The organism is Streptomyces rubellus (genome assembly GCF_036323805.1).
Lineage (GTDB): Bacteria > Actinomycetota > Actinomycetes > Streptomycetales > Streptomycetaceae > Streptomyces.
The window spans coordinates 54,498-75,443 of sequence record NZ_JAZDCX010000010.1 but is presented as its reverse complement, the minus strand read 5'-3'; the positions used below and the strand labels follow the sequence as shown (position 1 = coordinate 75,443).

General features: G+C 72.1%; 18 protein-coding genes. 3 read left to right on the top strand and 15 right to left on the bottom strand.

The window, feature by feature from the left end; translation table 11 throughout:
- Positions 1-95: 95 nt before the first annotated feature.
- Complete coding sequence (gene fahA / locus V1L54_RS13740; RefSeq protein WP_330118270.1) at positions 96-1,334, top strand: fumarylacetoacetase; 1,239 nt, start codon at positions 96-98, stop codon at positions 1,332-1,334.
- A 124-nt stretch (positions 1,335-1,458) separates the two neighbouring features.
- Here fahA and V1L54_RS13735 read toward each other — a convergent pair whose 3' ends face one another.
- Positions 1,459-2,292 carry a TetR/AcrR family transcriptional regulator gene (locus V1L54_RS13735; RefSeq protein ID WP_330118269.1) on the bottom strand — a complete coding sequence of 278 codons (834 nt, stop codon included), beginning with the start codon at positions 2,290-2,292 and terminating at the stop codon, positions 1,459-1,461.
- A 151-nt stretch (positions 2,293-2,443) separates the two neighbouring features.
- On the opposite strand from V1L54_RS13735, the gene V1L54_RS13730 reads away from it, so the two are divergent.
- Both V1L54_RS13730 and V1L54_RS13725 read left to right on the top strand, forming a co-directional pair.
- Positions 2,444-3,490: a hypothetical protein gene (locus tag V1L54_RS13730; RefSeq protein WP_443076618.1), complete on the top strand. Its 1,047-nt coding sequence runs from the start codon at positions 2,444-2,446 to the stop codon at positions 3,488-3,490.
- An 87-nt stretch (positions 3,491-3,577) separates the two neighbouring features.
- Complete coding sequence (locus V1L54_RS13725) at positions 3,578-4,105, top strand: hypothetical protein (RefSeq protein WP_330118268.1); 528 nt, start codon at positions 3,578-3,580, stop codon at positions 4,103-4,105.
- 421 nt (positions 4,106-4,526) lie between these two features.
- On the opposite strand, the gene nuoN is transcribed toward V1L54_RS13725, so the two are convergent.
- The 14 genes from nuoN to V1L54_RS13655 are packed head-to-tail and all read right to left on the bottom strand — an operon-like array spanning position 4,527 to position 20,883.
- Positions 4,527-6,173 (bottom strand): NADH-quinone oxidoreductase subunit NuoN, encoded by a 1,647-nt coding sequence (gene nuoN, locus V1L54_RS13720; protein ID WP_330118267.1) that lies wholly within the window; start codon positions 6,171-6,173, stop codon positions 4,527-4,529.
- Positions 6,170-7,780 carry an NADH-quinone oxidoreductase subunit M gene (locus V1L54_RS13715; RefSeq protein ID WP_330118266.1) on the bottom strand — a complete coding sequence of 537 codons (1,611 nt, stop codon included), beginning with the start codon at positions 7,778-7,780 and terminating at the stop codon, positions 6,170-6,172. The genes nuoN and V1L54_RS13715 overlap by 4 nt, the downstream gene beginning before the upstream one ends.
- 4 nt (positions 7,781-7,784) lie before the next feature.
- A complete protein-coding gene (gene nuoL, locus V1L54_RS13710) occupies positions 7,785-9,731 on the bottom strand; it encodes an NADH-quinone oxidoreductase subunit L (protein ID WP_330118265.1) in 1,947 nt (648 codons plus the stop codon).
- Between the two features lie 13 nt (positions 9,732-9,744).
- On the bottom strand, positions 9,745-10,044 hold the full coding sequence (nuoK, locus tag V1L54_RS13705) for an NADH-quinone oxidoreductase subunit NuoK (RefSeq protein WP_100203740.1): 300 nt from the start codon (positions 10,042-10,044) through the stop codon (positions 9,745-9,747).
- Positions 10,041-11,018, bottom strand: a complete 978-nt coding sequence (locus tag V1L54_RS13700; protein ID WP_330118264.1) for an NADH-quinone oxidoreductase subunit J — start codon at positions 11,016-11,018, stop codon at positions 10,041-10,043. The genes nuoK and V1L54_RS13700 overlap by 4 nt, the downstream gene beginning before the upstream one ends.
- The gene (gene nuoI / locus V1L54_RS13695) at positions 11,015-11,647 is read right to left on the bottom strand and encodes an NADH-quinone oxidoreductase subunit NuoI (protein ID WP_330118263.1); all 633 of its coding nucleotides are present in this window, start codon (positions 11,645-11,647) and stop codon (positions 11,015-11,017) included. Before nuoI ends, V1L54_RS13700 begins: the two co-directional genes overlap by 4 nt.
- Entirely contained in the window at positions 11,640-13,052 is a 1,413-nt protein-coding gene (gene nuoH, locus V1L54_RS13690) for an NADH-quinone oxidoreductase subunit NuoH (RefSeq protein WP_330118262.1), read from the bottom strand. The genes nuoI and nuoH overlap by 8 nt, the downstream gene beginning before the upstream one ends.
- Positions 13,049-15,643: an NADH-quinone oxidoreductase subunit G gene (locus V1L54_RS13685; protein WP_330118261.1), complete on the bottom strand. Its 2,595-nt coding sequence runs from the start codon at positions 15,641-15,643 to the stop codon at positions 13,049-13,051. The genes nuoH and V1L54_RS13685 overlap by 4 nt, the downstream gene beginning before the upstream one ends.
- The gene (nuoF, locus tag V1L54_RS13680; protein WP_330118260.1) at positions 15,640-17,013 is read right to left on the bottom strand and encodes an NADH-quinone oxidoreductase subunit NuoF; all 1,374 of its coding nucleotides are present in this window, start codon (positions 17,011-17,013) and stop codon (positions 15,640-15,642) included. The genes V1L54_RS13685 and nuoF overlap by 4 nt, the downstream gene beginning before the upstream one ends.
- Complete coding sequence (gene nuoE / locus V1L54_RS13675) at positions 17,010-17,900, bottom strand: NADH-quinone oxidoreductase subunit NuoE (protein WP_330118259.1); 891 nt, start codon at positions 17,898-17,900, stop codon at positions 17,010-17,012. Before nuoE ends, nuoF begins: the two co-directional genes overlap by 4 nt.
- Complete coding sequence (locus V1L54_RS13670) at positions 17,897-19,246, bottom strand: NADH-quinone oxidoreductase subunit D (RefSeq protein ID WP_330118258.1); 1,350 nt, start codon at positions 19,244-19,246, stop codon at positions 17,897-17,899. The genes nuoE and V1L54_RS13670 overlap by 4 nt, the downstream gene beginning before the upstream one ends.
- Entirely contained in the window at positions 19,246-19,962 is a 717-nt protein-coding gene (locus tag V1L54_RS13665; RefSeq protein WP_330118257.1) for an NADH-quinone oxidoreductase subunit C, read from the bottom strand. Before V1L54_RS13665 ends, V1L54_RS13670 begins: the two co-directional genes overlap by 1 nt.
- Positions 19,959-20,513: a NuoB/complex I 20 kDa subunit family protein gene (locus tag V1L54_RS13660; protein WP_330118256.1), complete on the bottom strand. Its 555-nt coding sequence runs from the start codon at positions 20,511-20,513 to the stop codon at positions 19,959-19,961. Before V1L54_RS13660 ends, V1L54_RS13665 begins: the two co-directional genes overlap by 4 nt.
- 10 nt (positions 20,514-20,523) lie before the next feature.
- A complete protein-coding gene (locus tag V1L54_RS13655) occupies positions 20,524-20,883 on the bottom strand; it encodes an NADH-quinone oxidoreductase subunit A (RefSeq protein ID WP_330118255.1) in 360 nt (119 codons plus the stop codon).
- Between the last annotated feature and the right edge of the window lie 63 nt (positions 20,884-20,946).

The following is a 20,946-nucleotide window of genomic DNA, read 5'->3' as shown; positions in this document are numbered from 1 at the left end:
CGCCGTGCCGCGGGACGCTTCTGCCGGAGATCACCACCGCGTAGCCTGATCGCGCCCCTGACCGGCGACGACCTCGAAGGCGAGGCACCTCACCCATGTCCGAAGCACACTCCGAGCCGCATCCGCTCACGCTGCCCGAGGACGACCTCTTCGGTCCGGACAACCTGCCCTACGGCGTCTTCACCACCGAGGACGACCAGGACCTGCGCCGGATCGGCGTCCGCTACGGCGAGTACGTCCTGGACGCGGGCGCGGTGGCGGACGCCGGCGGCTCGCCCCACACCGAGCTGCTCCAGCAGCCGAACCTGAACCCGCTGATGGCGGCGGGCCGCCCGGTCTGGCAGGCGGTACGGGCCGAGCTGCGCTCGTGGCTGACCGACCCGGAGTACGCCGGCGTCCTGACCCACAACCTGATCCGGATCGAGGACGTCACCCTCCACCTACCCTTCGAGGTGGCCGACTACGTCGACTTCTACGCCAGCGAGCACCACGCCTCCAACGTCGGGCGGATGTTCCGCCCGGACGGCGAGCCGCTCACCCCGAACTGGAAGCACCTGCCGATCGGCTACCACGGCCGCGCCGGCACGGTCGTGGTCTCCGGCACCCCCGTCGTCCGCCCGCGGGGCCAGCGCAGGGCGCCCGGCGAGACCTCCCCCGTCCTCGGTCCGACCCGCCGGCTGGACATCGAGGCCGAGGTCGGCTTCGTCGTCGGCACCCCCTCCCGGCTCGGCGAACCGGTGCCGCAGTCCGCCCTGCGGGACCATGTCTTCGGCGTCTGCCTGCTCAACGACTGGTCGGCGCGCGACATCCAGGCCTGGGAGTACGTTCCGCTGGGCCCCTTCCTGGGGAAGTCGTTCGCGACCTCCGTCTCCGCCTGGATCACCCCGCTCGACGCCCTCGACGCCGCCCGCACCGAGCCGCCCGGGCGCTCCCACCCGCTGCTGGACTATCTGGACGACTCCGCCGCCGGGGAGCCCTGCGGGCTGGATCTGCGGCTGTCCGTCACCCTCAACGGCCACACCGTCGCCGAGCCCCCGTTCTCCGCCATGTACTGGACGGCCGCCCAGCAGCTCGCCCATCTGACCGTCAACGGCGCCTCGCTGCGCACCGGCGATCTCTTCGCCTCCGGCACGGTCAGCGGCCCCGAGCCCCACCAGCGCGGCTGTCTGCTGGAGCTGACCTGGTCCGGCCGCGACCCGCTCGAGCTGCCCGGCGGGGAGCGGACCTTCCTGGCCGACGGCGACGAGGTGGTCATCACCGCCTGGGCGCCGGGCCCGAACGGCTCCCGGATCGGTCTGGGCGAGGTGTCCGGCCGCGTCCACCCGGCGCGCTGAGCGGTCCCCGCGCCCGCTCACCTGCCTGAGCGCCGGCCGACCGCGTCCGCCCCGGTGGACGCCGCGGCGTCCACCGGGGCCGGCGGGGACCGCACGGACGGTGCGGCGGGCCCGGCCGGTGGGGTCATGGTCGCGGGGGCGGCTCGGGGAGTGCGACCGCACGCAGGAACGCCTGCGTGAAGACCTCCGTGGCGGTCTCCGTCTCCGGGAGATCCACCGCGGACACGCCCTGGAAGACCGGCCTCATCAGGAAGTGGAAGAGGACCGGGCTCATCATCTGCTGCATCAGCAGCAGCGGGGGCAGCGCCCGGATGCGGCCGGCGGCGACCTCGTGGGCGAGCCACCGCCCCACGCCGTCGAGCATGCGGGGGACGAACCGCTGGGCCATCACCTGCACGGACGGTTCCTGCGGCCGGGACAGCACCTCCGCCAGCAGGGCGGGGATGACTCGCGGCGCACGGCCGAGCGCCTCGGCCACCAGGCGGTGGATCCGGCGGACCCGCTGCTCCAGGCCCTCGTCCGGACCGGCCAGCACCGCCTCGACGTCCAGGATGGGGCTGTACCGCTCGAAGACGGCGAACAGCAGCTCGTCCCGCCCGCCGAAGACGGCGTACAGGCTGTGGACGGAGCACCGCGCGGCCGCCGCCACCCGCTCCAGCGTCACCGAGGCGAGTCCGTGCTCGCTGATCAGGGAGGCGGCGGCCTCCACCGCACGCTCACGCACCGGCTTCCGGCCTCCGGGATCCACACCTCTGGCCCGTACGGCCTCGTCCAGCGTGCGGCGGGTCCCGCCCAGGCGCCGCATCAGGGTGCTGCGGGACATCCCGGCCTCCTGCGCGACGGCCAGCACAGGTACGTCGGCGACGGGCACGCCGAGGGCGTCGGCGGCGCGCAGCGCGGCCTCGACGATCTCCGGGGGAGCCGAGCCGGCGGGCTTCTCTTCACCGAGGTTTGACACGAGGGTAAAGTTACCCTGTACTCATTACTCAGTCCAGCGAATCGACCGGTCGTCAGAGGGCGCACACCGTGTGTCTCACGGCTCGGCCTGCCCGCGCACCCCGGCGGAAACCGGCAGAAGACGGCAGAAGACCGACAGAAGGAGGCCACCCGTGTCCAGCCTCTCCGACCCCGACCCCGACCCCGACCCCGGCCCCGATCCCGGCACGAGTGCTCCGCGCCGCGGCACGGGACGGAGACTGGCGGCCGTCGTCCTGGGCATGACCGCCCTGATCACCGTGATGCTGTGCGCCTTCGCCCTGCCCGGCGTCAACGGCGGCCCGCACGACGTGCCCATCGGCGTCACCGGGCCCGAGCAGATCACCCGGGCCGTCCAGCAGAAGCTCGCCGCCGGCGACGCATGGGACATCACGGTCTACGACACCCCCGGAGCGCTCCGTGCCGCGGTCCGGGACCGTGCCGTCGTCGGCGGGCTGGCCGCCACCGACGGCGGCGTCGACGTCTACACCGCCACGGCCGGAGGCCCCATGGCCGCCGGTGCACTGACCACCATGGGCGACACCCTCGCCGCCCAGCAGCGCGTCCGGGCCACCGTCCACGACCTGGCGCCGTTCCCCGAGGACGACCCGCGCGGAGCCGGCCTCTCCTCCGCCGCCCTGCCGATGATCTTCGGAGGCATCTTCCCCGCCGTCGTCCTCGGCCGTCTCTTCCCCGGTCGCGGGGGACTGCGCGTCCGTCTCCTGGGGGTCCTCCTCTTCTCCCTCGTCGCGGGCGCCGCCGTCACCGCCCTCCTCCAGTACGGCACCGGTTCCCTGAACGGTGACTACCCGCTCACCGCCCTCGGCCTCGCGCTGGGCATGGCGGCGCTGTCCACCACCCTCGTCGGCCTCGGAGCCCTGCTCGGCTTCGCCGGCATCGGCCTCGGCGCCGCCGTGATGATGTTCCTCGGCAACCCGCTCTCCGGGCTCGCCACCGGCCCCCACTGGCTCCCCGCCGGCTGGGCCGCCCTCGGCCGGCTCCTCCCGCCGGGCGCCTCCGGGGACCTGCTGTGCGCCAACGCCTTCTTCGACGGCACCGGCGCGGGCACACCCGCTCTGGTCCTCACGGCCTGGGTCGTGCTCGGCACTCTCCTCGTCCTCGTCGCCGGCCGGACCGGCGGCGGCCGGCGCGGCACCGCCGCCACTCCGGCCACGGCCTGACGGGCCGGGCAGCCGGACACCCGTACGGCGCGGTCCGCCCCCCTGCTAGCTTGACGTGTACTTGTGTGCCGCATGGAGGGGGACGAGGTGCGGACATCAGCACGGTACGCGGGAGCGGCCGCCGTCCTGGCCGCGACGCTGCTGGCCGGGGGCTGCTCAGGCGGTGGCGACAGCGGCTCCGGCGAGCCGGAGAAGACCCCACCGGCCGGGGAGTCCACCGGTCCCACCGCGGACGGCGGCGAGCCGACGGCGGACAGCGGCGGGGTGAACGGCAACTGGACCACCACCAGCGGCTCGGACGCCCTGGTGCTGAGCGTCGGCGACGGCCAGGCCGCGCTGCTCGGCCAGTCGACCTGCACCGGCCCGGTGGACACCGGGGCCGATCCGGTGACCTTCACCCTCACCTGCGCCGACGGTGACGAGAAGCGCACCAGGGGGACGGTGGAGAGCGTCGACGGCCGGCGGCTGAGGATCGCCTGGAAGTCGGGCACCACCGACACCTTCACCCGGGTCGAGGTCCCCACCGAGCTCCCCACCGGCACCGGCGACCTGCCGAGCACCCTGCCGTCCGACCTCGGCGAGCTCGGTGATCTCGGAGACCTCCCCACGGAGTGACCCGCGCACCGCGGGCGGCACCGCGGACGGTCCCCGGGCAGCCTCGCGGCGGCAGCCCCGGCACTCCCTGGCCTTCGGCCGGGAGGTACGTACCCCCCCGTGCCGCCCTGGCCGGGAGCCGACGGGGCCGGAGCGACCCGTCCCCTCGGCCCTGGGGGCCTGGGGAGACCCCACCCCTCGGCCCCGGAGGCCTGGGGAGACCCCACCCCTCGGCCCCGGAGGCCTGGGGAGACCCCACCCCTCGGCCCCGGAAGTCCGGAAGCCCGGAGGGCTCGGGCGGTGGGACGCCTCGTCACCGGGCAGGCCCTGGCCGGCGCGGCGCCGGACGGCGCCGCGGACGGCGGCGGCCGCCCGGCACGGATGCCGGGCGGCCGCCGCCGTCCTCACTCTCCGCGCGCGGCGTACCGTCGCGCGCGGACGCTCAGCGCACGAACACCCCCGCCTGGGCGGCCAGGTCCAGGAAGTACTGCGGAGCCACCCCCAGGAGCAGCGTGACCAGCACCCCGACGGCGATCGCCGTGGAGGTCAGCGCGCTGGGCACGGCCACCGACGGCCCGCCCACCTGCGGCTCGCTGAAGAACATCAGGACGATGACGCGGATGTAGAAGAACGCGGCGATGGCCGAGGCGATCACACCGATGACCACCAGCACCCCCGCGCCGCCCTCCGCCGCCGCCTTGAACACCGCGAACTTGCCCGTGAAACCGGAGGTCATCGGGATGCCCGCGAAGGCCAGCAGGAAGACCGCGAAGACCGCGGCCACCAGCGGCGAGCGCCGCCCCAGTCCCGCCCACTTGGACAGGTGCGTGGCCTCGCCGCCCGCGTCCCGCACCAGCGTCACCACGGCGAAGGCACCGAGCGTGACGAAGGAGTAGGCCCCCAGGTAGAACAGCACCGAGGAGATCCCCTCGGGCGTTGCCGCGATCACACCGGCGAGGATGAAGCCCGCGTGCGCGATCGAGGAGTACGCCAGCAGCCGCTTGACGTCGGTCTGGGTGATGGCGATGACCGCGCCGGCCAGCATCGACACGATCGCCACGCCCCACAGCACCGGCCGCCAGTCCCAGGTGAGGCCCGGCAGGACGACGTACAGCAGCCGCAGCAGGGCGCCGAAGGCGGCGACCTTGGTGGCGGCGGCCATGAAGCCCGTGACGGGGGTGGGCGCGCCCTGGTAGACGTCCGGCGTCCACATGTGGAACGGCACGGCGCCGACCTTGAACAGCAGCCCCATCAGCAGCAGCGCCCCGCCCAGCAGGAGCAGCACGTCGTTGCCGGAGGTGGCGGCCAGCGCCTCGGTGGTCTCGGTGTTGGTGTTGGCGACGACCTCGGCGATGCCCGCGTACTTCACGGTGCCCGCGTAGCCGTACAGCAGCGCGACGCCGAACAGCAGGAAGGCGGAGGAGAAGGCGCCGAGCAGGAAGTACTTCAGCGCGGCCTCCTGCGACATCAGCCGCTTGCGGCGGGCCAGCGCGCACAGCACGTACAGCGGCAGCGAGAAGACCTCGAGGGCGATGAAGAGGGTCAGCAGGTCGTTGGCCGCCGGGAAGACCAGCATGCCGCCGACCGCGAAGAGCAGCAGCGGGTAGACCTCGGTGGTGGTGAACCCGGCCTGTACCGCCGCCCGCTCGCCCGCGCCGCCGGGCACGGCGGCGCCCTCGGCCGCGAAGGAGTCCACGTGGCGGCCGTGGGCCCGCGGGTCGAGCCGCCGCTCGGCGAAGACGAACAGCGACACCAGCGCCACCAGCAGGATCACGCCCTGCAGGAAGAGCGTCGGGCCGTCCACGGCCAGGGCGCCCATCGCGACCAGGCCCGCCTCGGTGGTGGCGTGCCCGGTGGCGGCCAGCGCCACCACCGCCGCGAAGGCCGACGCCAGGGCCAGCCCGGTCAGCAGGGCCTGGGCGGCGTACCGGCCGCGGCGCGGCACGAACGCCTCGAACAGGATGCCCACGACGGCGGCGCCCAGGACGATCAGCACCGGCGCGAGCTGCCCGTACTCGATCTCGGGCGCCGGGACGGGCGTCACTTCCTGCGCCCGCAGGGTGAGTTCCGTGAGTTGTGTGGTGCTCACTTCGCGGCCTCCACCTCGGGTACGGACACATCGGGCTCGGGATCGGTCTGCCGCACGTCGGAGAGCGTGTACTCGACCGCCGGGTTGACGATGTCGGTCAGCGGCTTCGGGAAGACCCCGAGGAAGAGCAGCAGGGCGATCAGCGGCGCCACCACCGCCAGTTCACGCTTCCGCAGGTCGGGCAGGTGCTCGACCCCGGCCTTCACCGGGCCGGTCATCGTCCGCTGGTACAGCACCAGGACGTACAGCGCCGCCAGGACGATGCCGGAGGTGGCCACGATGCCGGCGGCCGGATAGCGGGTGTAGGTGCCCACCAGCACCAGGAACTCGCTGACGAACGGCGCCAGGCCGGGCAGCGACAGGGTGGCCAGTCCGCCGACGAGGAAGGTGCCGGCCAGCACCGGGGCGACCTTCTGCACCCCGCCGTAGTCGGCGATCAGGCGCGAGCCGCGGCGCGAGATCAGGAAGCCGGCCACCAGCATCAGGGCGGCCGTGGCGATCCCGTGGTTGACCATGTAGAGCGTCGCCCCGCCCTGGCCCTGGCTGGTCATCGCGAAGATGCCCAGCACGATGAAGCCGAAGTGGGAGATCGACGCGTAGGCGATCAGCCGCTTGATGTCGCGCTGGCCGATGGCGAGCAGCGCCCCGTAGACGATGCTGACCAGCGCCAGCACGATGACCACCGGGGTGGCCCACTCGCTGGCCCCGGGGAACAGCCCCAGGCAGAAGCGGAGCATCGCGAAGGTGCCCACCTTGTCGACGATCGCGGTGATGAGCACCGCGACCGGGGCGGTGGACTCGCCCATGGCGTTCGGCAGCCAGGTGTGCAGCGGCCACAGCGGCGCCTTCACCGCGAAGGCGAGGAAGAAGCCGAGGAAGAGCAGCCGCTCGGTGTTCTCGGCCATCGTCAGCTCGCCGGCCTGGCGGGCCTCGACGATCGCCTGGAGCGAGAAGGTGCCCTCGCCCAGCTGGTCGGCGGTGACGGCGTAGAGGCCGATCACCGCGGCGAGCATGACCAGGCCGCCTGCCAGGTTGTAGAGCAGGAACTTCACGGCGGCGTAGGAGCGCTGCTTGGCCGTCTCCTCCTCGCCGTGCTGTCCGGCCCGGTCCCCGAAGCCGCCGATGAGGAAGTACATCGGGATCAGCATGGCTTCGAAGAAGATGTAGAAGAGGAAGACGTCGGTGGCCTCGAAGGAGATGATCACCATCGCCTCGACGGCCAGGATCAGCGCGAAGAAGCCCTGGGTGGGCCGCCACCGGCGGTTGCCCTTCTCCCCTTCGGGAAGATCGGCGTCGTGCCAGCCGGCCAGGATCACGAACGGGACGAGCACGGCGGTCAGCGCGATCAGGGCGACCGCGATGCCGTCCACGCCCAGTTCGTAGCGGACGCCGAAGTCCGGGATCCAGGAGTGCGACTCGGTGAGCTGGTAGCGGTCGCCGCCGGGGTCGAAGCGGAAGGCCACGATCCCGGCGAGGACCAGGGTCGCCAGGGAGACGGCCAGCGCCAGCCACTTGGCCGCGGTCCGCCGGGCGGCGGGTACGGCGGCGGTGGCGATCGCGCCGATGGCGGGCAGCGCGGCCGTTGCCGTCAGCAGGGGAAATGACATGGGATCAGACCGCCCTCATCAGCAGGGTCGCGGCGAGAAGGACCGCCGCACCGCCGAACATCGAGACCGCGTACGAGCGGGCGTAACCGTTCTGGAGCCGCCGGGTGCGGCCGGACAGTCCGCCGAACGCGGCGGCGGTGCCGTTGACGACACCGTCGACCACCTTGTGGTCGAGGTAGACCAGCCCGCGGGTGAGGTACTCGCCGGGCTTGACCAGCGCCACATGGTTGAAGTCGTCCTGGAGCAGGTCGCGGCGGGCGGCCCGGGTGAGCAGGGAGCCGCGCGGCGCGACGGCGGGGACGGGCCGGCGGCCGTACTGCAGCCAGGCCAGTCCGGCGCCGGCGAGCAGGGCGACGACCGTGGCACTGGTGACCGCCAGCGCGCTGATCGGCGGGTGGCCGTGCTCGTAGGCGGTGACCGGCTCCAGCCAGTGGGCGAAGGACTCGCCCCAGCTGAACAGCCCGCCCGCGAAGACCGAGCCGAAGGCCAGGACGATCATCGGGATCGTCATCGACCTCGGCGACTCGTGCGGGTGCGGCGGCTCGTACGTGCCGCCGGTCTGCGCGGCGGGCTCGACATCCGGCTCCCTCGGCGAGGGGGTGGGCGCGTTGCGCCAGCGCTCCTCGCCGAAGAACGTCATCAGCATGATGCGCGTCATGTAGAACGCGGTGATGGCCGCGCCCAGCAGGGCCGCGCCGCCGAGGATCCAGCCCTCGGTGCCGCCCTTGGCGAAGGCCGCCTCGATGATCTTGTCCTTGGAGAAGAAGCCGGACAGGCCGGGGAAGCCGATGATCGCCAGATAGCCCAGGCCGAAGGTGACGAACGTGACCGGCATGTACTTGCGCAGCCCGCCGTAGCGGCGCATGTCGACCTCGTCGTTCATGCCGTGCATCACCGAGCCGGCCCCGAGGAAGAGCCCGGCCTTGAAGAAGCCGTGGGTGACCAGGTGCATGATCGCGAAGACGTAACCGATGGGGCCGAGCCCGGCGGCCAGGACCATGTAGCCGATCTGCGACATCGTCGAGCCGGCCAGGGCCTTCTTGATGTCGTCCTTGGCGCAACCGACGATCGCACCGAACAGCAGGGTGACCGTGCCGACGACGACCACGGTGGTCTGCGCGGCGGGCGCCGCCTCGAAGACCGCGCCGGAGCGGACGATGAGGTAGACGCCGGCGGTGACCATCGTCGCGGCGTGGATGAGGGCGGAGACCGGGGTCGGGCCCTCCATCGCGTCGCCGAGCCAGGACTGCAGCGGCACCTGCGCCGACTTGCCGCAGGCGGCCAGCAGCAGCATCAGGCCGATGGCGGTGGCCGTGCCCTCGCCCGCCGCGTCCACCGACCCCAGGACCGGGCCGAAGGCGAAGGTCCCGAAGGTGGCGAACATGATCATGATGGCGATCGACAGGCCGATGTCGCCGACCCGGTTGACGATGAACGCCTTCTTCGCCGCCGTCGCCGCGCTGGGCTTGTGCTGCCAGAAGCCGATCAGCAGGTAGGAGGCCAGGCCCACGCCCTCCCAGCCGGCGTACAGCAGCAGGTAGTTGTCGGCGAGCACCAGCAGGAGCATCGCCGCGAGGAACAGGTTGAGGTAGCCGAAGAAGCGGCGCCGCCGCTCGTCGTGCTCCATGTAGCCGATCGAGTAGACGTGGATCAGGGTGCCCACGCCGGTGATCAGCAGGACGAACGTCATGGACAGCTGGTCGAGCTGGAAGGCGACGTCCGCCTGGAAGCCGCCGACCGGTACCCAGCTGAACAGGTGCTGGTGCATGGCCCGCTCGTCGGTCTCGCGGCCGAGCATGTCGGCGAAGAGCACCGCGCCGGCCACGAAGGACGCCGCGGCGAGCGCCGTGCCGATCCAGTGGCCGACGCGGTCCAGCCTCCGGCCGCCGCACAGCAGCACGGCCGCGCCCAGCAGTGGCGCCGCGACGAGCAGTCCGATCAAAGTCTCCACTGTTTGCGACCCCTTACAGCTTCATCAGGCTGGCGTCGTCGACCGAGGCCGAGTGACGGGAGCGGAAGATCGTCACGATGATCGCCAGCCCGACCACGACCTCGGCGGCCGCGACGACCATCGTGAAGAACGCGATGATCTGGCCGTCGAGGTTGCCGTGGATGCGGGAGAAGGCGACGAGCACGAGGTTGGCCGCGTTCAGCATCAGTTCGACGCTCATGAACACGACGATCGCGTTCCGCCTCAGCAGCACTCCCGAGGCCCCGATGGTGAACAGCAGGGCGGCCAGGTAGAGGTAGTTGACCGGGTTCACTTGGCGGCCTCCCTGTCTCCGTCGCGGTCTCCGTCGCGGTCCCCGCCGCCGGCGCTGCCGGCCTTGCCGGTGCTGTCCGCCATGTCGGCGCCGCCGCCCGCCTCGGCGGTGTCCGGGGAGTCGTCCGAGACGTCCTCGCGTACGTCCGCCGCGGGCCGTACGCGCGGCAGCGGCCGGCGTCCCAGGTGCTCCTCGGTGCGCCGCTCCAGCGCCGCCAGGTCGGCCAGCGCCTCCCGGGAGACGTCCCGGACCTGGCCGCGGCTGCGCAGCGTCGGGTTGACGGTCAGCTCGGACGGGGTGCCGTCCGGCAGCAGGCCGGGGATGTCCACGGCGTTGTGCCGGGCGTACACGCCGGGCGCGGGCAGCGGCGGCAGGTGCTCGCCCTCGCGGACGCGCTGCTCGGCCAGCTCGCGCTGGGTCTTCCGGCGCTCGGTGCGCTCGCGGTGGGTGAGCACCATGGCCGCGACGGCCGCGGTGACCAGCAGCGCGCCGGTGATCTCGAAGGCGAACACGTAGTCGCTGAACAGCAGCCGGGCCAGGCCCTGGACGTTGCCGCCGGAGTTGGCGGCGGCCAGGCCCTCGAAGGAGCTGACCGTGGCGTTGCCGATCCCGCCGACCAGCAGCAGGCCGAAGCCGAGGCCGCACAGGACCACCAGCCAGCGCTGCCCCTTGATCGTCTCGCGCCGGGTGTCGGCGGCGGTGACGCCGACGAGCATCAGCACGAACAGGAAGAGCATCATGACCGCGCCGGTGTAGACGACGATCTGCACGATGCCCAGGAAGTACGCGCCGTTGGCCAGGTAGAACACCGCAAGGATGATCATGGTCCCGGCCAGGCAGAGCGCCGAGTGCACCGCACGCCGCATCAGGACGGTCCCGAGCGCGCCCAGTACCGCGACCGTGCCCAGGATCCAGAACTGCACCGCCTCGCCGGTGGAGGTGGTGGTGGCGGCCAGCAGGGTGTCGGGGGTCACTTCTCGGTCACCGCCTCGGATGCCGGCTCCTGCGCCCCGAACGTCCTGGCGGCGGCCTGCGGGGGCTCGTTGCCGGGATTCCCCGAGCTCGAGCGGGCCTCCTGCCGGACCGTGCCGGGCGCCGCCTCGGTCACCAGGCCGCGGTAGTAGTCCTTCTCCGTGGTGCCCGGGTGGATCGGGTGCGGGGTGTCGACCATTCCGTCCTGCAGCCCCACGAGCAGCTCCTCCTTGGTGTAGATGAGCGACTCGCGGGACCGGTCGGCCAGTTCGTACTCGTTGGTCATGGTCAGCGCCCGGGTGGGGCACGCCTCGACGCACAGGCCGCACAGGATGCAGCGCAGGTAGTTGATCTGGTAGACGCGGCCGTAGCGCTCGCCCGGCGAGTAACGCTCCTCGTCGGTGTTGTCCGCGCCCTCCACGTAGATCGCGTCCGCCGGGCAGGCCCAGGCGCACAGCTCGCAGCCGATGCACTTCTCCAGCCCGTCCGGGTGCCGGTTGAGCTGGTGGCGGCCGTGGAAGCGCGGCGCGGTGGGCTTCTTCTCCTCGGGGTACTGCTCGGTGAGCCGCTTCTTGAACATGGCCTTGAAGGTCACGCCGAAGCCGGCCACCGGGTTGTCGAACTCAGGCATCGTCGGCCTCCCTGGCCTTGCCGGTCTCGCTGGACTCGCCGTCCGCACCGGCCGCCACCGAAGCGGTCTCCCGTTCGTGGCGCGGCCGCCGGCGCGGTACGGGCGGCAGGGTCTGGCCCGGCAGCGGCGGCACGGGGTAGCCGCCCGCCGTCGGGTCGAAGACGGGTTCGGACTCGGCCGCCGCGCGGCTCTCCTCCGCCCGGCGTTCCCTCCGCTCGCGGAGCGCGTCGTAGACGAACGACAGCACCACCAGCACCAGGCCCACGCCGGCGACCCACATCAGGATGTCGGCGAAGGCGTAGCCCTCGTTGCGCAGCGCCCGCACGGTCGCCACCAGCATCAGCCAGACCATCGCGACCGGGATGAGGACCTTCCAGCCCAGCCGCATGAACTGGTCGTAGCGCACCCGCGGGAGCGTGCCGCGCAGCCAGACGAAGAGGAACAGCAGCAGGTTGATCTTGATGATGAACCACAGCAGCGGCCACCAGCCGTGGTTGGCGCCCTCCCAGTAGGTGCTGATCGGCGCCGGGGCGCGCCAGCCGCCCAGGAAGAGGGTGACCGCCAGGGCCGAGACGGTGACCATGTGGACGTACTCGGCGAGCATGAACAGCGCGAACTTGATCGACGAGTACTCGGTGTTGAAGCCGCCGACCAGGTCGCCCTCGGACTCGGGCATGTCGAAGGGCGCGCGGTGCGCCTCACCGACCATCGAGACCATGTAGATGATGAACGAGACCGGCAGCAGCACCGCGAACCAGGTGTCGGCCTGCGCCCCGACGATCGTCGAGGTGGACATCGAGCCGGAGTACAGGAAGACCGCGGCGAAGCTGAGGCCCATCGCGACCTCGTAGGAGATCACCTGCGCGGTCGCCCGCACCCCGCCGAGCAGCGGGTAGGTCGAGCCCGAGGACCAGCCGGCCAGCACCGTTCCGTAGGCCGCGATGGAGGCGGTGGCCAGGATGTACAGGATCGCCACCGGCAGGTCGGTGAGCTGCATGGCGGTGCGGGTGCCGAAGATCGACACCTCGTTGCCGGGCGGGCCGAAGGGGATCACCGCGATGGCCATGAAGGCCGGGATGATGCCGACGATGGGCGCCAGGATGTAGACCGCCTTGTCGGCGGCGGTGACGTTGACGTCCTCCTTGAGCATCAGCTTCACACCGTCGGCCAGCGACTGGAGCATGCCCCAGGGGCCGTGCCGGTTGGGGCCGACGCGCAGCTGCATCCAGGCGACGACCTTGCGCTCCATCACGATGGAGATCAGCACGGTCAGCATCAGGAACGCGAAGCAGAAGACCGCCTTGATCCCGATCAGCCACCAGGGATCGGTGCCGAACATCGACAGGTCCTCCTGGGCGAGGACCGTGTCGGCGGCCGACACGACGGCGACGGACGAGCCCGTCATGCCTGCACCCCCTTCGTCTCGTCGCCGGCCTCCGGGGCCGCCGAAGCCGTTCCGCCGGCCGGAGCCGTTCCGCCGGCCGCCGACAGCCGCACCAGCCGGCCGGGCACGGTGCCCAGGTCTCGGTAGACGCCCTGGTGCGCCGAATTGAGCGGCAGCCACACCACCCGGTCGGGCATCGGCGTGACCGCCAGCGGCAGGGTCACCGTCCCGGCGGGGCCGGTGACGGTCAGCGGCTCGCCGTCGGCGACCTCCACCTCGGCGGCCGTGGCGGCCGACAGCCGGGCGACGGCGGCGTGCCGGGTCCCGGCGAGCGCCTCGTCGCCGTCCTGGAGCCGTCCCCGGTCGAGCAGCAGCCGGTGTCCGGCCAGCACGGCCTCCCCGGCGGCGGGCCGCGGGATCTGCCGGGCCGTCTCCCGGACGGCCTCGTCCGGAGCGGTGGCGCGCGGGCCGTCCCACACGCCCAGCCGCTCCAGCTCGGCGCGGACGGTCCGCACGTCGGGCAGGCCGAGGTGGACGTCGAGGGCGTCGGCCAGCATGTGCAGGACGCGGGCGTCGGCCGGGACGCTGCGGCGGGTGAGCTGGTCGGGCTTGATCGCGGCCTCGAACGGCCGGCCGCGGCCCTCCCAGTTGAGGAAGGTGCCCGCCTTCTCCACCACCGCGGCGACGGGGAGGACCACGTCGGCCCGCTCGGTGACCTCGGAGGGCCGCTGCTCCAGGCTGACCAGGAAGCCCACCTTCTCCAGGGCCGTCACGGCCCGGGCCGGGTCGGGCAGGTCGGCGGGCTCGACACCGGCGACCAGCAGGGCGCCGAGCTCGCCGGCGGCGGCTGCCTCGACGATCTGCCCGGTGTCGCGGCCGGTCCCGTCCGGCAGGTCGGCCACGCCCCAGACGGCGGCGGTCTCGGCGCGGGCGCGCGGGTCGGTGGCCGGCCGGCCGCCGGGCAGCAGCGTGGGCAGCGCGCCGGCCTCGACCGCGCCGCGCTCACCGGCCCGGCGCGGGATCCACACCAGCCGCGCGCCGATGGCGGTGGCGGCCCGTACGGCGGCGGTGAACCCGCCGGGCACGGCGGCCAGCCGCTCGCCGACGACGATCACCGAGCCCTCGGCGCGCAGCGCCTCGGCGGCCGTACGGCCCCGCTCGTCGAGCCCGACGCCGCCGGCCAGCGCGTCCAGCCACTCGGTCTCGGTGTGCGGCGCGGCGGGCAGCAGGGTGCCGCCGGCCTTCTCCAGGCCGCGGGTGGCGTGGGTGGCCAGTGAGAAGATCCGCTGGCCGTGCTTGCGGTGCGCCTTGCGCAGCCGCAGGAAGACGCCGGGGGCCTCCTCCTCGGCCTCGAAGCCGACCAGCAGCACCGCCGGGGCCTTCTCCAGCGCGGTGTGGGTGACGCCGGTGCCGTCCAGGTCCCGGCCGCGTCCGGCGACATGGGCGGCGAGGAAGTCGGCCTCCTCCGGACTGTGCACCCGGGCCCGGAAGTCGATGTCGTTGGTGCGCAGGGCGACCCGCGCGAACTTGGCGTACGCGTAGGCGTCCTCCACCGTCAGCCGCCCGCCGGTCAGCACCCCGGCCCGGCCCCGGGCCGCGGCCAGCCCCTTCGCGGCGGCCTCCAGGGCCTCCGGCCAGCTCGCGGGCACCAGCTCACCGGTCTCCGCGTCGCGCACCAGCGGATGGGTGAGCCGGTCGCGCTGCTGGGCGTAGCGGAAGGCGAAGCGGCCCTTGTCGCAGATCCACTCCTCGTTGACCTCGGGGTCGTCGGCGGCCAGCCGCCGCATGACCTTGCCGCGCCGGTGGTCGGTGCGGGTGGCGCAGCCGCCGGAGCAGTGCTCGCACACGCTCGGCGAGGAGACCAGGTCGAAGGGGCGGGAGCGGAACCGGTAGGCGGCCGAGGTGAGCGCGCCGACCGGGCAGATCTGGATGGTGTTGCCGGAGAAGTAGGACTCGAAGGGCGGTCCCTCCCCGGTGCCGACCTGCTGGAGGGCACCGCGCTCCAGCATCTCGATCATCGGGTCGCCCGCGATCTGGTTGGAGAAGCGGGTGCAGCGGGCGCACAGCACGCAGCGCTCGCGGTCCAGCAGCACCTGCGCGGACAGCGGCACGGGCTTGGCGAAGGTGCGCTTGCGGCCCTCGAAGCGGCCGTCGGGCTGCTCGTGGGAGAAGCGGCTGTCGCCCTGTCCGTGGGACATGGCCTGGTTCTGCAGCGGGCACTCGCCGCCCTTGTCGCAGACCGGGCAGTCCAGCGGGTGGTTGATGAGCAGCAGCTCCATCACGCCGCGCTGGGCCTTCTCGGCCACCGGCGAGGTCAGGTGCGTCTTCACGACCATGCCGTCGGTGCAGGTGATCGTGCAGGAGGCCATGGGCTTGCGCTGGCCCTCGACCTCGACGATGCACTGGCGGCAGGCGCCGGCCGGGTCCAGCAGCGGGTGGTCGCAGAAGCGCGGGATCTCGATGCCGAGCAGTTCGGCGGCGCGGATGACCAGGGTGCCCTTGGGCACACTGATCTCGATGCCGTCGATCGTCAGCGAGACGAGCTCCTCGGCGTTTCCGGGCGGCTTGGCCTCCCCGCCGCCGGAGGTCTTGGCGTCAGTGGTGACGGTCACGCGTTCACCTCCAGGTGTGCGGTGGTGTCATCGGCCCACAGCGTGGACCTGGCCGGGTCGAAGGGGCAGCCGCGCCCGGTGACGTGCTGCTCGTACTCCTCGCGGAAGTACTTCAGGGAGGAGAAGATCGGGCTGGCCGCGCCGTCGCCGAGGGCGCAGAACGCCTTGCCGTTGATGTTGTCGGCGATGTCGTTGATCTTGTCCAGGTCGGACATCACCGCCTTGCCGCCCTCGATGTCGCGCATCAGCTGGACCAGCCAGTACGTGCCCTCGCGGCAGGGGGTGCACTTGCCGCAGGACTCGTGGGCGTAGAACTCCGTCCAGCGGGTCACCGCGCGGACCACGCAGGTGGTCTCGTCGAAGCACTGGAGCGCCTTGGTGCCCAGCATCGAGCCGGCGGCGCCCACGCCCTCGTAGTCCAGCGGGACGTCGAGGTGCTCGTCGGTCAGCAGCGGGGTGGAGGAGCCGCCCGGGGTCCAGAACTTCAGCCGGTGGCCGGGCCGCATGCCGCCGCTGATCTCCAGCAGCTGGCGCAGCGTGATGCCCAGCGGGGCCTCGTACTGGCCGGGGTTGGCGACATGGCCGCTGAGCGAGTACAGCGTGAAGCCCGGGGACTTCTCGCTGCCCATCGAGCGGAACCACTCCTTGCCCTTGTGGAGGATCGCGGGAACCGAGGCGATGGACTCGACGTTGTTGACGACAGTGGGGCTGGCGTACAGACCGGCGACGGCCGGGAAGGGCGGGCGCAGCCGCGGCTGGCCGCGCCGCCCCTCCAGCGAGTCGAGGAGAGCGGTCTCCTCACCGCAGATGTACGCGCCCGCGCCCGCGTGCACGGTCAGCTCCACGTCCAGGCCGGAGCCGAGGACGTCCTTGCCCAGGTAGCCCGCCGCGTACGCCTCGCGCACGGCCTCGTGCAGGCGCCGCAGCACGGGGACGACCTCGCCGCGCAGGTAGACGAAGGCGTGGTTCGAGCGGATCGCGTGGCAGGCGATCACGATGCCCTCGATCAGTGCGTGCGGGTTGGAGTACAGCAGGGGGATGTCCTTGCAGGTGCCCGGCTCGGACTCGTCGGCGTTGACCACCAGGTAGTGGGGCTTGCCGTCGCCCTGCGGGATGAACTGCCACTTCATGCCCGTGGGGAAGCCCGCGCCGCCGCGGCCGCGCAGCCCGGAGTCCTTGACGTACGCGATGACGTCGTCGGGCGGCATGGCCAGGGCCTTGCGCAGCCCCTCGTAGCCCTCGTGGGCCAGATAGGTGTCCAGCGTCCAGGAGTCCGGCCGGTCCCAGAAGGCCGAGAGCACCGGTGACAGCAGCTTCTCCGCCGAGGTCTCCGCCGACGCGTCCGCCGGCCGTGCGGCTTGTTCGGTCATCGGTCGCCCTCCTTGCTCACCGGACCGGTCGGGTTGTCGGGGTCGGAGGCGGCGGTCTTCCGCGGCGCGTCGTGGGAGCTGGGGTGCGGGTCGGGCGCCTCACCGGTCTCGGTGGTCGGCTGCCCCTGCTCCGCGGCGGCCGGGAGCTCCTCGCCGCCGCGCGGTGAGACGACCTTCCGCCCGGTCGCCGCCGGACCCGTACCGGACCGCGCCGCCTCGCCCCTGGCCAGCCTCAGCCCGATCAGCGAGGCCTCCCCGGCCTCGCCCTCGGCCGCGCCGGGGCGCTCGTCGGGGAAGCCGGCGAGGATGCGCGCGGTCTTCTTGAAGGTGCACAGCGGGGCGCCGCGGGTGGGCCGCACCTCGCGTCCGGCGCGCAGGTCGTCCACCATCTTCCTGGCGCTGTCGGGCGTCTGGTTGTCGAAGAACTCCCAGTTGACCATCACCACGGGCGCGAAGTCGCAGGCCGCGTTGCACTCGATGTGCTCCAGGGTGATCTTGCCGTCCCCGGTGGTCTCCTGGTTGCCGACGCCCAGGTGCTCCTGGAGCGCCTCGAAGATGGCGTCGCCGCCCATCACCGCGCACAGGGTGTTGGTGCACACCCCGACCTGGTAGTCGCCCGACGGCTTGCGCCGGTACATGCTGTAGAAGGTGGCCACCGCGCTGACCTCGGCCGTGTTCAGGTCGAGCACCTCGGCGCAGAAGCGCACTCCGGTGGGGGTGACGTGCCCCTCCTCCGACTGCACCAGGTGCAGCAGCGGCAGCAGCGCGGAGCGGCTGCCGGGGTAGCGGGCGATGATCTCCTTCGCGTCCGCCTCCAGCCGGGCGCGCACCTCGGCCGGGTAGTCGGGGGCGGGCAGCTGGGGCATCCCGAGCGATACGTCTGTCACCGGTCGACGCCTCCCATCACGGGGTCGATGGACGCGACGGCGACGATGACGTCGGCGACCTGGCCGCCCTCGCACATCGCCGCCATGGTCTGCAGGTTGGTGAAGGACGGGTCGCGGAAGTGGACCCGGAAGGGCCGGGTCCCGCCGTCGCTGACCGCGTGCACGCCCAGCTCGCCCTTGGCGGACTCCACGGCGGTGTACACCTGGCCGGGCGGCACCCGGAATCCCTCGGTCACCAGCTTGAAGTGGTGGATCAGGGCCTCCATCGAGGTGCCCATGATGTTCTTGATGTGGTCCAGCGAGTTGCCGAGCCCGTCCTGGCCGATCGCGAGCTGCGCGGGCCAGGCGATCTTCCGGTCCTCGACCATCACCGGGCCGGGCTCGGCGAGCCGGTCGATGCACTGCTCGACGATCCGCAGCGACTGGCGCATCTCCTCCAGCCGGATCAGGAAGCGGCCGTAGGAGTCGCAGGTGGTCTCGGTGGGGACCTCGAAGTCGTAGGTCTCGTAACCGCAGTACGGCTGCGCCTTGCGCAGGTCGTACGGGAGCCCGGTGGAGCGCAGGATGGGGCCGGTGGCGCCCAGCGCCATGCAGCCCGCCAGGTCGAGGTAGCCGACGTCCTTCAGCCGGGCCTGGAAGACGGGGTTGCCGGTGCAGAGCTTGTCGTACTCCGGCAGGTTCTTCCGCATCTTCCGCACGAACTCGCGGAGCGCGTCCAGCGAGCCGGCCGGCAGGTCCTGGGCGAGGCCGCCGGGCCGGATGTAGGCGTGGTTCATCCGCAGGCCGGTGATGAGCTCGAAGAGGTCCAGGACCAGCTCGCGGTCCCGGAAGCCGTAGATCATCACCGTGGTGGCGCCCAGTTCCATGCCGCCGGTGGCGATGGCCACCATGTGGGAGGAGATCCGGTTGAGCTCCATCATCAGCACGCGGATGACGTTGGCCCGGTCGGGAACCTGGTCCTCGATGCCCAGCAGCCGCTCCACCGCCAGGCAGTACGCCGTCTCGTTGAAGAACGGCGTGAGGTAGTCCATGCGCGTCACGAAGGTCGTGCCCTGCGTCCAGTTGCGGTACTCGAGGTTCTTCTCGATACCGGTGTGCAGGTAGCCGATGCCGCAGCGGGCCTCGGTGACCGTCTCGCCGTCGATCTCCAGGATGAGCCGGAGCACGCCGTGCGTGGACGGGTGCTGCGGGCCCATGTTGACGATGATCTTCTCGTCGTCGCCGCCGGCCGCCGCGGCCGCGACCTCGTCCCAGTCGCCGCCGGTGACGGTGTAGACGGTGCCCTCGGTGGTCTCGCGGGTGCTCGCGGACGCGGTGGCGTGCGGGGTGGTGTGCGAGGTGCTCATCAGCTGTACGACCTCCGCTGGTCGGGAGCCGGGATCTGGGCGCCCTTGTACTCGACGGGGATGCCCCCCAGGGGGTAGTCCTTGCGCTGCGGGAAGCCCTGCCAGTCGTCGGGCATCATGATCCGCGTGAGCGCCGGGTGGCCGTCGAAGACGATGCCGAAGAAGTCGTAGGTCTCGCGCTCGTGCCAGTCGTTGGTGGGGTAGACCGAGACGATCGACGGGATGTGCGGATCGCTGTCCGGGGCGCTGACGTCCAGCCGGATGAGCCGGTTGTGGGTGATCGAGCGCAGGTGATAGACGGCGTGCAGTTCGCGGCCGGAGTCGCCGGGGTAGTGGACGCCGCTGACGCCGGTGCACATCTCGAAGCGCAGCGCGGGGTCGTCGCGCAGGGTGCGGGCGGTGGCCGGCAGGTGCTCGCGGGCGATGTGGAAGGTGAGTTCGCCGCGGTCCACGACCGTCTTCTCGATCACCTCCTCCGGCACCAGGCCCTGCTCCTCCAGGGCGCCCTCCAGCTCGTCGGCCACCTCGTCGAACCAGCCGCCGTACGGCCGGCTCGACGCGCCCGGCAGCCGCACGGTGCGCACCAGGCCGCCGTAGCCGGAGGTGTCGCCGCCCTCCTTGGCGCCGAACATCCCCCGGCGTACGTCGATGACCTCGCCGGAGTCGTCGCGCGGCGCGGGGACGGCGCCGCTGCCGCCTGCCTGTGCGTCGCTCATCGCAGCAGCCCCTTCATCTCGATCGTCGGAAGCGCCTTGAGCGCGGCCTCCTCCGCCTCGCGGGCGGCCCGCTCCCGGTTGACCCCGAGCTTCTCCTCGCGGATCTTCTCGTGGAGCTTGAGGATCGCGTCCAGCAGCATCTCGGGGCGCGGCGGGCAGCCGGGCAGGTAGATGTCGACCGGCACGATGTGGTCGACGCCCTGCACGATCGCGTAGTTGTTGAACATGCCGCCCGAGGAGGCGCACACGCCCATGGAGATGACCCACTTCGGGTTCGGCATCTGGTCGTAGACCTGCCGCAGCACCGGTGCCATCTTCTGGCTGACCCGGCCGGCCACGATCATCAGGTCGGCCTGGCGCGGCGAGCCGCGGAAGACCTCCATGCCGAAGCGCGCCAGGTCGTAGCGGCCGGCGCCGGTGGTCATCATCTCGATGGCGCAGCAGGCCAGTCCGAAGGTCGCCGGGAAGACGGACGACTTGCGGACCCAGCCCGCGGCCTGCTCGACGGTGGTCAGCAGGAAGCCGCTCGGCAGTTTCTCTTCGATACCCATGTGTACGCCCCTAGTCCCATTCCAGTCCGCCGCGCCGCCAGACGTAGGCGTAGGCGACGAAGACGGTCAGCACGAAGAGCAGCATCTCCACGAGCCCGAACAGCCCCAGGGCGTCGAAGGTGACGGCCCAGGGGTAGAGGAAGACGATCTCGATGTCGAAGACGATGAAGAGCATCGCCGTCAGGTAGTACTTGATCGGGAATCGCCCGCCGCCCGCGGCCTGCGGGGTGGGCTCGATACCGCACTCGTACGCCTCGAGCTTGGCTCGGTTGTAGCGCTTGGGGCCGATGATCGATGCCATCACCACGGAGAAGACCGCGAAGGCTGCCCCGAGCGCTCCCAGTACGAGGATGGGCGTGTAGACGTTCACCGCTCCTCGCTCCTTCCAGTCGACGATCGCTGCCGGCGGGCGGCCGCTGCGGGCCGTTTTCGG